The organism is Oryzomonas rubra, from assembly GCF_008369015.1.
GTDB classification, from domain to species: Bacteria; Desulfobacterota; Desulfuromonadia; order Geobacterales; family Pseudopelobacteraceae; genus Oryzomonas; species Oryzomonas japonica.
In genome coordinates this window covers 210,853-226,205 of the sequence record NZ_SRSD01000001.1, presented here as the reverse complement: position 1 = coordinate 226,205, position 15,353 = coordinate 210,853, and the positions used below count along the sequence as shown (strand labels likewise).

Below are 15,353 nucleotides of genomic sequence, written 5' to 3'. Positions count from 1 at the left end.
ACAAGGGTTCCACACCGACTTTTTTCTACAGCGCAACAACGGATTGACGGTTACGCCGCTATTCCATCTGTGCAGACGCTTCCAAGGCCCGCGCCAGTTGGTCGGGGCACGACGTATCCCCTTGGCAGGCGATCCCCTTCAGGCGGCGCACCACTTCCGTCACCGGCATTTCCTTGACCAGGGCAGCCACCCCCTGGGAATTGCCGGAACAACCGCCGATGAAATCGGCACTCACGAGAACGCCCGCTTCCACCTCAATATCGATCCGCTTGCTGCAGGTGCCGTCCGTTTTATAGCTAAATTTCATTACTGCACATCTCCTGTCATCGAATGGATTGTTTTGTTGTATCTCTTTGTGCTTCTGCCGGTGGTGTGCTATCACTAGCCGTGCCTGTCATTCCATCCATCGGCGGACCCAATGAATAAATTCAGCGTGACCATCCTTCTTGTTTTTGTCCTTTGCCTGGTTGGCTTTGCCACCTGGCAGCTCTTTGCGGGCAATCTGGCGGCTTCCTTTTCGACCTTCCCGGTTCTGCTCATCACCTATCTGTTCGTGTTGAGATTGAGGCGGAACCAGGACTGATTTTTAATCCTGCCGGCGTCACGGTTAAATTTAGGACAAAAGGAAACATGACCCCCCGCCCCGGCAAGCCGGAACGGGGGGTCATAGTACGCCATCGGCCTTTCAGCCTCAAGCATTTCCTCACACTACCCTACTTGTATTCGGGCATCTCGTCGAACTGCAGATACCGATAGATCTTCTCCTTGTTCGGCTCGATCTTTTCCTTGTAAATCTTCATATATTCCGCCGGTTTGGGCAGCTTGCCCATGAGTGCCGTTACCGCTCCCAGTTCGGCGGAGCCGAGGTAGACGCGCGCGCCGTCCCCCATGCGGTCGTCGAAGTTGCGGGTCGAAGTGGAGTAGACGTGGGACTTGTCCGGCACGCGGGCCTGGTTGCCCATGCAGAGCGAGCAGCCGGCGATCTCGATGCGGGCGCCGAAGGCGCTGAAGACCGAGAAGTAGGCCTCGTCCTTGAGCTGCTGCTGATCCATACGGGTCGGCGGGCAGATCCAGGTGCGGACATCCGGGTTGAATTTGCTGCCGCGCCAGATCTCGGCGGCGGCGCGGAAGTGGCCGATGTTGGTCATGCAGGAGCCGAGGAACACGTCCTGGATCTTGTCGCCGGCCACCTCGGAGAGCAGTTTGACGTCATCCGGGTCGTTCGGGCAGGCCAGAATCGGCTCCGTAATATCCGCCAGGTTGATCTCGATCACCGCCGCGTACTCGGCCCCCTTGTCGGCCTTCAACAGGCTCGGTTTCTTGAGCCATGCCTCAACGGCCTTGATGCGGTTTTGCAGGGTCTTCTTGTCCGAGTAGCCATCGGCGATCAGTTTTTTCATAAGGGCCACGTTGGATTTCAGATAGGTGGCGATGGATTTCTCGGAGAGCTGGATGCAGCCTGCGGCGGCCGAACGCTCGGCAGCCGCGTCGGTCAGCTCGAAAGCCTGCTCCACGGTCAGGTCGGGCAGCCCTTCCATCTCCAGGATGCGGCCGTTGAAGATGTTGACCTTGTTCTTCTTGGGCACGGTCAGAAGCCCCTGTTTGATGGCCCAGTAGGGGATGGCGTTCACCGCGTCGCGCAGGGTGATGCCGGGGTTGAGCTTACCCTTGAAGCGTACCAGGACTGATTCGGGCATATCCAGCGGCATGAAGCCCATGGCGCCGGCAAAGGCCACCAGGCCCGAACCGGCCGGGAAGGAGATGCCGATAGGGAAACGGGTGTGGGAGTCGCCGCCGGTGCCGACCGTATCGGGCAGGAGCAGGCGATTCAGCCAGGAGTGGATCACGCCGTCACCGGGACGCAGGGCTACGCCGCCGCGCTCTGCCGTGAAACCGGGCAGGGTCTTGTGCATCTTGACGTCGGCCGGCTTCGGGTAGGCGGCGGTGTGGCAGAAGGACTGCATATACAGAGGGGCCTGGAACTTGAGGCAGGCCAGTTCCTTCAGCTCGTCGGCGGTCATGGGGCCGGTGGTATCCTGGGAGCCGACGGTGGTCATCTTGGGTTCGCAGGCGGTGCCTGGCAGGATGCCGGTCACGCCGCAGGCGACGCCGACCATCTTTTGGGCCTGGGAATACGCCTGTTTGGCTTTGGGTTTGGGGTTGTCCGGCAGGGTGAAGTCCGTGGTCGGTTTGAGGCCTAAGGCCTTCCTGGCCTTGTCGGTCACGGCGCGGCCGATGATCAGCGGGATACGGCCGCCGGCGCGGAATTCGTCGGGCACGGTGTTGGGGGTGATGGTCAGTTTGGAGAGGACTTTCTTTCCCTTTTCGTCGGTGATGACCCCTTTCTTGGTGTCGATCACGATCACGTCGCCGGTTTTCATGCCGGTCACGTCGGCTTTGAGCGGCAGGGCGCCTGAGTCCTGGGCGGTGTTGAAGAAGATCGGGGCGATGACGCCGCCGATGATCACGCCGGCGGTCTTTTTGTTGGGCACGCAGGGGATCTCGTCGCCGATGGCCCAGAGCACGCTGTTGCAGGCCGACTTGCGGGAAGAGCCGGTGCCGACCACATCGCCCACGAAGGCGACCCGAAAGCCTTCCTTGCGGAACTTGGCGATGGTGGCAAGGCCGTCCTTGAAGCGGGTCTTGCCCATGGCCAGGGAGTGCAGCGGGATGTCGGGGCGGCTCCAGGCGTCGCCGGCGGGCGAGAAGTCGTCGGTATTGATCTCGCCGTCCACCTTGTAGACCTTGACCTTGATGGTCTCGGGCACGCCTTTACGGCTGGTGAACCACTCGGCATCGGCCCAGGATTTGAGCACCGTGGCGGCTGCGGCGTTTTTGGCCTTGGCCATTGCCGCCACCTCGTCGAAGGCGTCATACACCAGGGTGATGTGGGAGAGCGCCTTGGCGGCCTCGTCGGCCAGTTTTTTGTCTTTCAGGGCCTCTACCAGCGGTGCCACGTTGTAGCCGCCAATCATGGTGCCGAGCAGTTTGATAGCGGCAACAGGATCGATCAGAGGAGATTTTTTCTTGCCGCTGACGATCTCGGCCAAAAATTCGGCCTTGACCTTGGCAGCCGGGTCAACGCCCGGGGAAACTCGGTTGGTAATCAGATTAAGCAGGAACTGTTCTTTTCCCTTGGGGGGCTTGACCAGCAACTTGCACAGCTCGGCGGTCTGTTCGGGAGTGAGCGGCAAGGCGGGGATTCCCTGAGCCGCCCGTTCTTTTTCGTGAGCTAAATAGGCTTCGATCATCTGACATCCTCCTTTGGGATATATACTGCGGTCGTTATTTGTCTTTGCCATCACGTCTCATTCGTAAAATGCATACTGTATACACTTCAAATTGGTCAATGTCAATTGGTTACAGCCCCATATCGCTTCAAATATCACTCCAAAGATTAGTGTGTCACGCACGTCTCACAAATCATTGCAAGCAACAAAAACCAGCCAGACCACCACCTTGAGACATGCATTACTAACCTTCGAAGCAAGCCTTGCAGTCATTAGTGTGCCATTGTGGTCTCTCTATAATGAAAACGGCATACTTATATAATAATTAAATATATAACAATAATGGATAGTTAAAACGTAAACCGCATACATTCAATATGGGCACTGTCCTTGCTCATTAGTAACCCCGAAGGGACATATCCGCTGTTTGCACCCGGGAAGGAACACACTGCATGATGCAGCTTCTGTACAGCCATAGGGCAAAGCTCCTGCTGAGAACCCTTCATACCTTTGCTTCATGTGCCTGGGTCGGCGGCGTATCAGCCGTCGTGATAATCCTCAACAACGACCGGCGCACCATTAATGGCGACGAGTTGTTCGCTTTCAATTCCGCCATCACGACCATCGACGATGTGCTCATAGGACCGGCGGCCGCCCTGTCGCTTCTGAGCGGCGCGTTCCTCTGCCTCACATCGAAATGGGGTTTCTTCAAGCATGGTTGGGTAATCATGAAGTGGATCGGAACCCTGGCTGTCATCTATGTGGGGATAGCCTACCTCAATCCCTGGATGAGGGATCTGGCGCACTTTTCGGACATCCTTCGGGACGACGTGACACAGAGCGTCGATTACCAGCAGCTTTTCCATAAAGGAATCGTTGCGGTTTCCCTGCAGATAGCAGCCCTGGTCCTGCTGGTAATCGTATCGATCTTCAAGCCTGATCTGGAACTTTTGGCGGGCGAACACGACCTGCAGCATCTCGTGCCTCTTGGTACCACCAAAAAGGCCATACGCCTGCGCGCCAGGATCGCAGCCAATGCGCGACGCTCGCTCGATGCCAATCAGTCGCCCTGACTACCACACCGAAACCGCCGCATACCCCACCACCTGATTGTTGTCTCCGGTAATATCGCCGCTGTTTCCATAGGCAGCCAGTTCGGCCTGGGTGGCCCCCAATTCGCGGCTCGCCACCAGCATGACCGCCGCCGGAACCACGCCGCACATGGTAATGTGCTCACTGTGGCAGATCTTCAGCAATCCTTCCGGATCAAAGGCAAGGACACGCGCCAACGCCAATTCGTCCTTGCGCCGAGCCGAATCGGCCGATTCGTAATGGGTCATGTCCGAACTGGCCACAATCAGCACGTCCCCGCCGTACTCCCGCACTGCCGCAGCAATCCCCTTGCCGATCGCCTGCACTGCCGGAAAATCGCCATGGCCAAGGCAAAGCGCCGCCATGGTGGCGTCGGAACGCGCATGTTGAATAAAGGGAACCTGAACCTCAAGGGAATGTTCGAAACGATGGGCGCTACTGTCGGTCTCCACAAAGGGGACATGGTGCTGCAACAGCGCATTGAGACGTGGGTTGATGGCGATGGAGCCGAGGGGTGTCAACCATTCCCCTTCAGGATAGAGGGCGGCGGCCGCTCCCGCGCCATGGTGGTTGGGGCCTATGATCACGATGGTAGAGGGTATGGCGATCCGGCCATAGACTTTGCCGGCAATGGCCCCGGAGTAAATGTAACCGGCATGGGGTGCGACGATGCCCAAGGCACGCCGTTTTTTCGACACATGCGGGACCAACTCGGCCAAAATGGTTTGAAGCTGTTCCCGCGTACCAGGATAGAACTGTCCCGCAACTGCCGCATGACGCTGCATGGCATACCTCCTGCGTTTATCATGCTGTCTATGCCCTGTTATTCCGGATCGTCAAATAAAAGCGAACGATCGACCGGAGGGACCTGATCCGGCTCCAGCGGCAACTCCTCTTGACGTTCGAACTGGGGGGTCTCGTCAAGAGCCTGAATCTCTCGCAAAGTTGGCAAACTTTTCAAGTCTTTAAGGCCAAATACTTCAAGAAATTCTTTAGAGGTTCCATAGATCAGAGGCCGGCCGGGGATATCCTTTTTGCCAAGAATTTTGACCAATTTCTTTTCCAAAAGCGACTTGAGGACGCCGCCGCAATCGACGCCGCGCAGGTGCTCCACCTCGGCCCTGGTCAGCGGCTGGCGGTAGGCGATGATGGCCAGGGTTTCCAGAGCCGATTGAGAAAATTTGGCGGTTTTGGCCTTTATGTGCCTGACGACGTATTCCTGCAATACCGGATGGGTCCTGAACTGCCAGCCACCGGCGACCTCCACGAGCCCGAAGCCCCCTCCCCTCCCCTCATGGAACTCGGCCAGTTCGGTCAAGGCGGTTTTGATGTCGCCACGTTCGTATTCTGGCAGCATCTCGCAGAGCCGGTCGAGGGACAGGGCCGCATCGGCGGCAAAGATGATACTTTCGATAATAGCAGGCAAAGACATGGTCAAACCTTAAGACGTGAGTTGGGCCACAGAGCCACGGAGTCGCAGATGCAATCGATGTCGTTCACCAGCGATTGCACCACTTAGTTGAAGGCCGCACCGATAGTGATACCTGCCGCCAGGTCGATAACATTGCCCGTAAGCGCAAATTCCCCGAATTCCTTCAGTATGGTTCCCCCCACCTTTACGCGGGAGATTGAACGGCTTCTTCGGCACTCCCCGCTTGTTCCGGGGCAACGGCAGGAACGAACCAGATGGCGCCGTACTCCCCATTCTGAAAGATGCGGATCAGTTTAAGACGGCACAGTTCCAGGAGGGCCAGAAAGGTGACGATGACCCGTTCACTGGTCAACTCGTCTTTGATGAGCTCATCGAATTGAAGTGTATCACGATCCTGGAGCAGGGAAAGTATTTCATTGATACAGTCTGCAATATTAAGGGAGTCGCCGGGGGCGACATCATGGAAGCTTTCCTTCGGAATACGCGCCAGGAGGGCGCGGAAGGCATCCACGAGCTCAAACAGCGACACCTCCAGCGGCCCCTCTTCCGTGCGGGCCGTAGACAACGCAGGGTCTGGGCAGGCGCGCGTAAAGACCTCGCGCCCCAGAAGCGCCCTGGCGCCAATGACCATGCCGGCCTCTTTGTACTGCTGATACTCCAACAGACGCCGCACCAGTTCGGCCCGGGGGTCCCCCTCTTCTTCCTCGCTTTCCTCTTCATCATCCGGCGGCAGCAGCATGCGGGACTTGATGTGCAACAACGTGGAAGCCATCAGCAGAAAATCTCCGGCCACATCCAGGTTGAGTACCTTCATCAATTTGATGTAGTCCAGGTACTGACGGGTGATGTCTGCAATGGGAATATCGCAGATATCGACCTCATTCTTGCGGATCAGATGTAACAGCAGGTCCAGCGGTCCGTCGAACTTATCGAGATGAACGCTGTAGCCATCGCGGAAGCCGTCAAGAAGTGTGGGGTTTTCCTCCCGGGCCGGATTCATCGGTAGTGCGCCAAATCCAGAGCCATGGTCAGATCTTCAGGGCTTCACGGACTTCGGTCATGACGGCATCGGAGATCTCCGATGCCCGACGGCTGCCATCCTGCAACAGATCGTTCACAAAATCGGGGCGGGTGGCCAGCTCTGCCCGCTTTGACCTACAGGGCGCCAAGCGTTCGTTCATGCACTCGGCCAGGATTTTTTTGCACTCCACGCAGCCGATGGCGGCATTGCGGCACGCCGGGATGATCTCGTCCAGCTTCTCCTGGGGCACGTAGATGCGATGGAGATTAAAGGCCACACAGACATCGGGATCGCCGGGGTCGCTCCGCCGAATCCGCGCAGGGTCGGTCATCATGGACAAGACCTTTTTGGTGGTTTCTTCGGCCGTATCGGAGAGGTAGATGGAGTTGCCGTATGATTTGCTCATCTTGCGGCCATCGAGACCGAGCAGCTTGGGGGTCTCGGTCAGGAAGGCCTCGGGCTCGGGAAAAACATTGCCGTACAGATAGTTGAAACGCCGGGCGATCTCGCGGGTAATTTCAAGGTGCGGCAACTGGTCGTGCCCCACCGGCACACGGGTCGCCTTGTAGAGAATGATATCGGCCGCCATCAGCACCGGATACCCCAGGAAACCAAAGGTGGAGAGGTCCTTGGCCGCAAGGTTGTCCAGCATCTCCTTGTAGGTCGGATTGCGTTCCAGCCAGGAGACCGGCGTAATCATGGACAGGATCAGGTTCAGTTCGGAGTGGTGCGGCACCAGGCTTTGGCGAAAAATGACGCTCTTGGCCGGGTCGAGGCCAAAACCGATCCAATCCAGCACCATTTCGTGGATGCTGGTGCGGATACCGGCGGTATTGTCGTATTCCGTGGTCAATGAATGCCAATCCGCTACAAAGAAAAAACAGTCGAAAGAGTCCTGAATCTTGATCCAGTTCTCCAATACTCCGTGATAATGGCCGATGTGCAGTTTCCCGGTCGGCCGCATGCCGCTGACAATACGCTGCTGTGTACCCATTGTAGTGCTCCCAGAAATTATAGTATGGAAATCGTGAGTTTTCGGCCCGGTACGATTGTCGAGGAATTATGCAGAGGCATAACAGCGCGGCTTCACCCAAGAAATTCTGAGTGTTACAAGGCCGGGGCAAAAAGCGATTTCCCGTAATCTAACGCATCATGAGTTGCGTAACACCCAATACCAAGCCGCTCTGCGGTCCTGCCAGCATATGGACCCCCACGTTGAGAATGGGCGAGATGACATAGGAAAAAATATTCGTGAAAAATACCAGTACTATTATGATCACCATCCCAAACGGTTCAATACGAGCCCATGCAGACGCCTGACGATAGGGGAGAAGCCCGACCAAAACCCTGCCGCCATCAAGTGGTGGCACCGGAATCATGTTGAAGATCGCCAGCAGCAGGTTGATGTAGACCGAGAAAGCCAGCATAAGGGCAACCGGCTCAACCAGCATGGAGAGGGTCGAACCCTGTGCAACCATCGAGTTGTCGACAGCAACCAGCCCGCGCAGCAAAAAAGCGGAAACAGTCGCCAGAATGAGATTGGTTATGGGTCCGGCTGCTGCCACCCAGATCATATCGCGTTTGGGATTACGCAGATTTGAAAAATTCACCGGGACCGGCTTGGCCCAGCCGATACCGATAAAGAAGATCATCAGGGTGCCGATGATATCGATATGTTTGAACGGATTCAGGGTCAGCCTACCGAGCATGCGCGCCGTCGGATCTCCGTAACGCCATGCAATGAAACCGTGGGAGACCTCATGGCAGACAATGGCCAGCATACCCGGCACAAGCATGACGGAGAGCTTAAAGAGAAAATTTTCCATGAACATCCTTTAAAACTTGATAACCACTGTCTTTCTAACAGAGTGACCGTGTAAAGTCAATTGAAGCAAAAACGAAAAGAGGCGGGAAAATCCCGCCTCTTTGGTGTTGCTATACCGCTGTGCACAGCCTAGATGTCAAAGTAGAGTTGGAACTCGATCGGTACCGGACGCATACGGACCGGGTTGACTTCGGCTTCGGTTTTGTACTCGATCCATTTTTCAATAACGTCGGAGGTGAAGACGTCACCCTTGAGCAGGAAGTCGTGGTCTTCTTCCAGGCATTTGAGCGCCTCTTCCAGGGTGCCCGGCGCTGACGGGATGTCTTTGAGCTCTTCCGGAGAAAGGCCGTAGATGTCCTTGTCCAGCGGCTGGCCCGGATCAATCTTGTTCTCGATGCCGTCGAGGCCGGCCATCAGCATGGCGGCAAAGGCCAGGTAACCGTTGCAGGACGGGTCCGGCGTACGGTATTCGACGCGTTTGGACTTGGGGTTAGTGGAGAACATCGGGATACGCAGGGAGGCCGAACGGTTACGGCTGGAATAAGCCATGTTCACGGGAGCCTCGAAGCCCGGCACCAGACGCTTGTAGGAGTTGGTGGTCGGGTTGGTGAAAGCGCACAGGGCCTTGGCGTGTTTGATGATACCGCCGATGTAGTACAGGGCGATCTGGGAAAGCCCGCCGTATTTGTCGCCGGCAAACAGGTTGGTGCCGTCCCTCCAGATGGACATGTGCGAATGCATACCGGAACCGTTGTCGCCGTAGAGCGGTTTGGGCATGAACGTAGCGGTCTTGCCGTTGCGGTAGGCGACGTTCTTGACGATGTATTTGAACCACTGGAGTTTGTCGGCCATCTTGACCAGGGCGTCGAAACGCATGTCAATCTCGGCCTGGCCACCGGTGGCTACCTCGTGATGCTGGCACTCGACCTGAATGCCGACCTTCTGCATTTCCATGACCATTTCGTTACGCAGGTCGTTCTGGGAGTCGGTCGGGGAAACCGGGAAGTAACCTTCCTTGTGGCGCGGCTTGTAGCCCAGGTTGGGGAATTCTTCGCGGCCGGAGTTCCAGGCGCCTTCAACCGAGTCAACGGCGTAGAAGGACTGGTTGGCGGTTGAGTCGTAACGCACGTCGTCGAAGATGAAAAATTCGGCTTCCGGGCCGAAGAAGGCCGTGTCGCCGATACCGGTGGACTTGAGGTATGCCTCAGCCTTTTTGGCGATGTTGCGCGGGTCGCGGCTGTAGCCTTCCTTGGTGATCGGATCGAAAATGTTGCAGATCAGCGACAGGGTCGGAAGAGCGGTGAACGGATCCATTTTGGCGGTGGTGGCGTCGGGGATGATGATCATGTCGGAAGCATGAATGGGCTGCCAGCCACGAATGGAAGAACCGTCGAATCCAAGGCCGTCCTCAAATATATCCTCACCGAATTCGCTTATGGGTGTGGAAAAATGCTGCCAGATACCAACAAAATCCATAAACTTGAAATCTACCATCAGTGCGCCATTTTCTTTGGCAAAATCTACTACTTGTTTCGGGGTCATCAGTTTCTCCTTTCGGGGGGATATGTAATAAACCGCTTTTGTGCCTTACAGCGCGTCTTCACCGGTTTCGCCGGTCCTGATGCGAATCACGGCCTCAACCGATGTCACGAATATCTTGCCGTCGCCAATCCGGCCGGTTTTGGCGGATTGCTCGATGGCTTCCACGACTCTGGAAACAATCGCATCCGATACGATGATTTCGAGCTTGATCTTAGGGATAAAGTCCACGACATATTCGGCGCCGCGATACAACTCGGTATGTCCCTTCTGACGGCCGAAACCTTTGACCTCGCTGACGGTAATACCTTGCACGCCGATCTCATTCAAAGCTTCCTTAACTTCATCAAGCTTGAACGGTTTGATTATAGCTTCGACTTTTTTCAAACGCGTGACCCTCCCTTTCTTGAAATTGGACAGGGGAGATTATATGAATTATCAGTCAAATTGCAAGCGGTAAGCTGCTGCATTCCACTGATTATTCTTGCAAACACTTTGCCAAAATCAACACATATAAATTCTAATAATATCATATAGATACAATTACTGGATAAAACGACACCACGGACCGGAGAGACCGTGGTGCACAAAAACAAAGCACCATCACAGGAACATGCCCACAAAGAAGGCAGCATGGCGATTCCAGATTACAACGTTTGTTCTTTGAGCTCTTTGATTATTTCAACCTGACGCTGGTTGATGTAGTAGGATATCTGCTGTTGGGAGTGTTTTTCCGGGTAGAATTCCACAAAGCAATTGTAGGGGGCTTCATCCCCCGTCACTTTGATCACCGTTGCGGCAACCCCGACCTCGTGTATCGAACCATTGGCAATATCGGGGAGCTTCAGAAACATATTGATGTCGAGCCCCGTGGGCAGTTGTTCCTTGGACATGACGTCTATGGAGGCACCACCAAGGGAGATATCCTTGATGCCTCCTTTGAGGATATCCTCCGCAACGATCATTTCGGCTTCAAGCGGCCTGTCGAGCACGACCCTGACAAAGCGGCGCATATCCGACCTGATCTTGGCGTAGCCGAAGTTGCAGAGTATGACCTTTTTCCGGGCAACGTTGACGTAAAAAGCCTCCCCGAACATATCTTCGCGGAAGGAAAATTTTTCATGGGAGCGAATCAGGGCCTTATGCTCCAGGGTAATGACCTTTGCCTGGTACTCATGCACTTCGAATTCAGCCATTTCATTATCAACGTTGACCAACTTGGCATCGTAGGATACCGGAATTTCTTTATAATAATTGAGAAAGGAAAAACTCGTCCCAATCAGTTCTTTCATATTTTGAATGATTACCAAGGAATCTTCGCGCTCGGTCCCTTTAACGATTTTGTCAAAATACTGGAACATCACAAAATTCCCCGGGGAATTGATTGAATTGCAGAAAACGCGCGACTGTTGTATAAACGGGCAGGACTTTTTTTAACAGAAATGCCTTCGAACGACAAGCACTAATGGAAACAATTATGCACAATCGGCGCACATTTCCATTGTTCAGGATACAACCCCTTGTAATATTATGGGTGTGTGCATCCATCCCGGCATTGCCCGGGCAGGGCCGCGCCGATATTTACCGTTTCGTTACGGTTGACGGCGTTGAGACGTTCACCGATGCTCCCCAGAACAAGACGGCCAAGGTCGTCATCAAGGAGTATGGGACGCCGTTGGCCAAAAAGAAAAAGAAGGCCGCAAAAAACGAAAAAGTCAGGGATGTTTCCCTGAACGAGGTCGTGGAAAAGACCGTCAACGCCTCGATCAATCCCCGGGAAACGCCACCGGCGAGTTTTGAACCGCACCTGCCGCCGGTAGGCGGGACAATAACCTCAGGGGTCGGTATGCGCATCGATCCCATCGACGGAAGGTTGCGCCACCACAACGGCGTCGACATCGCCATCCCCGAGGGAACGGCCGTCAAAGCGGTTGGACCGGGGGTCGTCGTCTACAGCGGCCTCCGTTCCGGCTACGGTTACACGGTGCTGGTCGAACACGTCAACGGCATGGTCACGCTCTATGGTCACAACAGCCGTCTGCTGGTCGCCCAGGGACAGCAGATTGACGCCGATACGACCATTGCGCTGTCCGGCAGTACCGGACGGTCAACCGGGCCCCACCTCCATTTCGAGGCGTGGCAGGCGGGCGTCAACGTCACACCGGCCTTCATGCCCGGCAGCACCATGCCCCTGCCCAGGACGCACCTGGCGGCGGCGAAGCACAGGAGCAGTTTCCGCAAACAGGTTCTGGCCGACGGTTCGGTTCTCTTTACCAACATCCCCACCTCCGTTCCCTGATGTACGATCAGATAGGGAAATACAGTCGTAAGCTGATCTCCGACCGCTCGGCACTTCCGGACCGGATCGCCTTTGCCGCCCAGGACGACGCCGTGATCGCCGCGGGAGACGTCGGGTTGGCCCGCCTGGCGTCAGCTGTTCTTGAACGGCTCAACTGCCTGGCGCTCTGCGCCGCAGCACCGGCCCTCCCCTTCGCCGATTTTTTGTTGCAGCGTGCCGGGAACAACGAGCAGGAGATCGTGCCGCGCGATACCGAAACCCGTACCTTTCTGCACGACATCCCGATCCTGCGCCACAGCGATCTCGGCGACGATCCCGTGGGGGCCATCGCCCACGTGCTGGGCAACCGCAAGGGCGTCATCGTCCAAGGCATCGGCATCGTGGCCAGCGGCGCCCTGACCGTCGAACAGGCATTCATCAACTGGTCCTCCGTGTTCCACTCCACGTTCATCAAGTATCTGGAGGACGTGTTGCAGGACGGTTTCAAGCTGCCCGACGAGGCCCAGGCCTTTGATCACTTCCGCACAAAATGGCTGGCGCGACTTACGGCGGAGGGGCTGATCTTCAGAAACGGCCCCCTGCGAGACAAGGCAAATATCCTCGACGAGATGGCGCGGGTGGGACGCTATACGGTGGAGCGGGGCCTGGTCGATTCGTTTTTCGGCAACATCTCCTATTCCAACGGCGATCTGCTCTACATCTCCCAGACCGCTTCCAGCCTGGACGAACTGGCGGGTTGCATCGACCCGGTCCCCTTTGAAGACTGTTCCACAGTCGGCATCACCGCCTCCAGCGAACTGGTTGCCCATCGCCGCATCTTCGAAACCGCCGACTGCCGCGCCATCCTGCACGGCCACCCCCGCTTCGCCGTGGTCATGAGCATGCTCTGCGACGAGAAGGAACACTGCCCCATAACCGACTGTTGGAAAGAGTGCCCCAGGGTAAGGGTCATGGGCGGTACCCCCGTGGTGGCGGGTGAGATCGGCGCCGGAGGGATAGCAAAGAACGTTCCGCCGGTCATCGGAGGGCCGGGTCGGGCCATCGTCTATGGACATGGGGTGTTCACGCTTGGGCGTGCGGACTTTGCAGAGGCCTTCCAGGCACTGGTGGATGTGGAGAACTGGTGCCGGGAGGAGTATTTCCGCAGGTTCGACGAAAGATATGGCGGTTCATGATCGCCATCTGCCAAAAATACAGCAAATCGCAGAGGCACCTCTCCCCTGCGGCAGCCATGCCCTTTTCCCTCCCGTAAGCGCCTCCGAGACACACGCTTTTTTCAGGAATATTACAATAGATTTACATTGCATTTTCCATAACTGCTGTATCCTTTTAAAAGGTTAACCTTCCACCCGCAACCACCCCCGCCCGGAACACCGTAAAGGCAGCAAGCATGAAAATTCTTCTCGTATACCCCCATTACCCCGACACCTTCTGGAGTTTCCGCCACGCACTCAAGTTCATCGGGAAAAAGGCCGCGTTCCCACCCCTTGGCCTCTTGACCGTGGCCGCCATGCTTCCCGCCGCGTGGGACAAGCGGCTTGTGGATATGAATGTGCAACCGCTTTCCGACAAGCAGATCCTGTGGGCGGACTATGTCTTCATCAGCGCCATGACGGTCCAAAGGGAATCGGTCAACGATGTCCTGGCACGCTGCAAAAGCCTGGGAACCAAAACCGTCGTGGGTGGACCGCTCTTCACCGCCGCCCCGGCCGAGTTTGATTCGGCGGATCACCTGGTGCTGGGCGAGGCCGAGGTCACCCTTCCCCGTTTCCTTGACGACCTTGAGTGCGGTCAAGCGGAGCATAGCTATGTTTCCGACCAATGGGCGGAGATGCGGGAAACCCCCATCCCGCTCTGGAATCTGATCGATCCCTCAAAATATGCAGCCATGAATATCCAGTATTCCCGGGGCTGCCCGTTCGACTGCGAGTTCTGCGATATTACCCAGCTGTTCGGGCGCAAGCCGCGTACCAAAAGCACCGCGCAGCTGACCGGGGAACTCGACGCTCTCTATGCGTGGGGGTGGCGTGACGGGATATTCCTTGTGGACGACAACTTCATCGGCGACAGACGCAAGCTGAAGCAGGAAACCCTCCCGGCCATGCTCGCATGGATGGAGCGGCACAACCATCCCTTTGCCTTCTTTACCGAAGTTTCCATCGATCTGGCGGACGACCCGGACCTCATGGACCTCATGGTGCGGACCAGCTTTGAAGAGGTGTTCATCGGCATAGAAACCCCGAATGAGGACTGCCTGAGCGAAACCGGCAAGGTTCAGAACAAGAATCGCAACCTCCTTGAGTGCGTCAAAAAAATCCAGCACGCCGGGTTGCAGGTCCAAGGCGGGTTTATCGTGGGGTTCGACAGCGATCCCCTGTCGATTTTCGAGCGGCAGATACACTTTATCCAAGAGAGCGGCATCGCCACGGCCATGGTGGGGATGCTCACCGCGTTGCGCGGCACCAAGCTCCACCAGCGGCTCTTCAAGGAAGGCAGGTTATTGGGCGATACCTCCGGCAACAACACGGCCGTCGCCCTCAACTTTATCCCCCGCATGAAGGCGGAGACACTCATCAACGGCTATCGGAGCATCCTTACCAGCATCTACGCCCCAAAGAACTACTATCGAAGGGTGACCGGTTTTCTCCGCGAGTACCGGCCTCTCAAGCGGGGGAGCTTCCATGTGAAGCCCGGTTATTACGGGGCGTTCTTCAAATCCATCGTCATGCTGGGGGTAATCGGCAAAGAGCGGCTCCAGTTCTGGAAGCTCTTTTTCTGGTCCCTTTTCAGGCGGCCGCGCCTGTTCCCGCTTGCCATCACCTTTGCCATCTATGGCTACCACTTTCGGAAAATAACGGAAAAGATGAACTGGAACGGCATGTTCGACGCAAGCGGTATCGAGCATACCTGATCAC

At 56.3% G+C, this 15,353-nt stretch carries 16 protein-coding genes; 5 read left to right on the top strand and 11 right to left on the bottom strand.

Annotated features, from left to right (window positions below; genetic code table 11):
* Window positions 1-58: 58 nt before the first annotated feature.
* On the bottom strand, window positions 59-307 hold the full coding sequence (locus ET418_RS01025) for a TIGR03905 family TSCPD domain-containing protein (protein ID WP_149305715.1): 249 nt from the start codon (window positions 305-307) through the stop codon (window positions 59-61).
* A gap of 111 nt (window positions 308-418) precedes the next feature.
* On the opposite strand from ET418_RS01025, the gene ET418_RS18045 reads away from it, so the two are divergent.
* Window positions 419-583 (top strand): hypothetical protein, encoded by a 165-nt coding sequence (locus ET418_RS18045; protein ID WP_188055191.1) that lies wholly within the window; start codon window positions 419-421, stop codon window positions 581-583.
* Between the two features lie 130 nt (window positions 584-713).
* On the opposite strand, the gene ET418_RS01020 is transcribed toward ET418_RS18045, so the two are convergent.
* Window positions 714-3,251, bottom strand: a complete 2,538-nt coding sequence (locus ET418_RS01020) for a bifunctional aconitate hydratase 2/2-methylisocitrate dehydratase (RefSeq protein ID WP_149305714.1) — start codon at window positions 3,249-3,251, stop codon at window positions 714-716.
* A gap of 431 nt (window positions 3,252-3,682) precedes the next feature.
* Here ET418_RS01020 and ET418_RS01015 point away from each other — a divergent pair, with 431 nt between their 5' ends.
* The gene (locus ET418_RS01015; protein ID WP_149305713.1) at window positions 3,683-4,303 is read left to right on the top strand and encodes a DUF2269 family protein; all 621 of its coding nucleotides are present in this window, start codon (window positions 3,683-3,685) and stop codon (window positions 4,301-4,303) included.
* On the opposite strand, the gene amrB is transcribed toward ET418_RS01015, so the two are convergent.
* The 9 genes from amrB to ET418_RS00970 form a co-directional block, all read right to left on the bottom strand.
* Window positions 4,304-5,107, bottom strand: coding sequence for an AmmeMemoRadiSam system protein B (gene amrB, locus ET418_RS01010; protein ID WP_149305712.1), 804 nt, complete (start codon window positions 5,105-5,107; stop codon window positions 4,304-4,306). It lies immediately after the preceding gene.
* 38 nt (window positions 5,108-5,145) lie between these two features.
* Window positions 5,146-5,754 (bottom strand): SMC-Scp complex subunit ScpB, encoded by a 609-nt coding sequence (gene scpB, locus ET418_RS01005; RefSeq protein WP_149305711.1) that lies wholly within the window; start codon window positions 5,752-5,754, stop codon window positions 5,146-5,148.
* Window positions 5,755-5,837: 83 nt separating this feature from the next.
* Window positions 5,838-5,936, bottom strand: a complete 99-nt coding sequence (locus tag ET418_RS01000; protein ID WP_420819506.1) for an MscL family protein — start codon at window positions 5,934-5,936, stop codon at window positions 5,838-5,840.
* Window positions 5,937-5,938: 2 nt separating this feature from the next.
* A complete protein-coding gene (locus ET418_RS00995; protein WP_149305710.1) occupies window positions 5,939-6,754 on the bottom strand; it encodes a segregation and condensation protein A in 816 nt (271 codons plus the stop codon).
* A gap of 28 nt (window positions 6,755-6,782) precedes the next feature.
* Window positions 6,783-7,769 carry a tryptophan--tRNA ligase gene (gene trpS / locus ET418_RS00990; protein ID WP_149305709.1) on the bottom strand — a complete coding sequence of 329 codons (987 nt, stop codon included), beginning with the start codon at window positions 7,767-7,769 and terminating at the stop codon, window positions 6,783-6,785.
* Window positions 7,770-7,917: 148 nt separating this feature from the next.
* Window positions 7,918-8,601 (bottom strand): site-2 protease family protein, encoded by a 684-nt coding sequence (locus ET418_RS00985; RefSeq protein WP_149305708.1) that lies wholly within the window; start codon window positions 8,599-8,601, stop codon window positions 7,918-7,920.
* 128 nt (window positions 8,602-8,729) lie between these two features.
* Window positions 8,730-10,142 (bottom strand): type I glutamate--ammonia ligase, encoded by a 1,413-nt coding sequence (gene glnA / locus ET418_RS00980; protein ID WP_149305707.1) that lies wholly within the window; start codon window positions 10,140-10,142, stop codon window positions 8,730-8,732.
* A 45-nt stretch (window positions 10,143-10,187) separates the two neighbouring features.
* Window positions 10,188-10,526, bottom strand: a complete 339-nt coding sequence (locus ET418_RS00975) for a P-II family nitrogen regulator (protein WP_149305706.1) — start codon at window positions 10,524-10,526, stop codon at window positions 10,188-10,190.
* Between the two features lie 260 nt (window positions 10,527-10,786).
* Complete coding sequence (locus ET418_RS00970) at window positions 10,787-11,431, bottom strand: PilZ domain-containing protein (RefSeq protein WP_246152892.1); 645 nt, start codon at window positions 11,429-11,431, stop codon at window positions 10,787-10,789.
* A gap of 242 nt (window positions 11,432-11,673) precedes the next feature.
* Here ET418_RS00970 and ET418_RS00965 point away from each other — a divergent pair, with 242 nt between their 5' ends.
* The 3 genes from ET418_RS00965 to ET418_RS00955 all read left to right on the top strand — a co-directional run bounded on the left by ET418_RS00965 (window position 11,674) and on the right by ET418_RS00955 (window position 15,349).
* The gene (locus tag ET418_RS00965; protein WP_246152889.1) at window positions 11,674-12,438 is read left to right on the top strand and encodes a M23 family metallopeptidase; all 765 of its coding nucleotides are present in this window, start codon (window positions 11,674-11,676) and stop codon (window positions 12,436-12,438) included.
* Window positions 12,438-13,613, top strand: coding sequence for a class II aldolase/adducin family protein (locus ET418_RS00960; RefSeq protein WP_149305703.1), 1,176 nt, complete (start codon window positions 12,438-12,440; stop codon window positions 13,611-13,613). Before ET418_RS00965 ends, ET418_RS00960 begins: the two co-directional genes overlap by 1 nt.
* A gap of 215 nt (window positions 13,614-13,828) precedes the next feature.
* On the top strand, window positions 13,829-15,349 hold the full coding sequence (locus ET418_RS00955; RefSeq protein WP_149305702.1) for a B12-binding domain-containing radical SAM protein: 1,521 nt from the start codon (window positions 13,829-13,831) through the stop codon (window positions 15,347-15,349).
* Window positions 15,350-15,353: the final 4 nt, after the last annotated feature.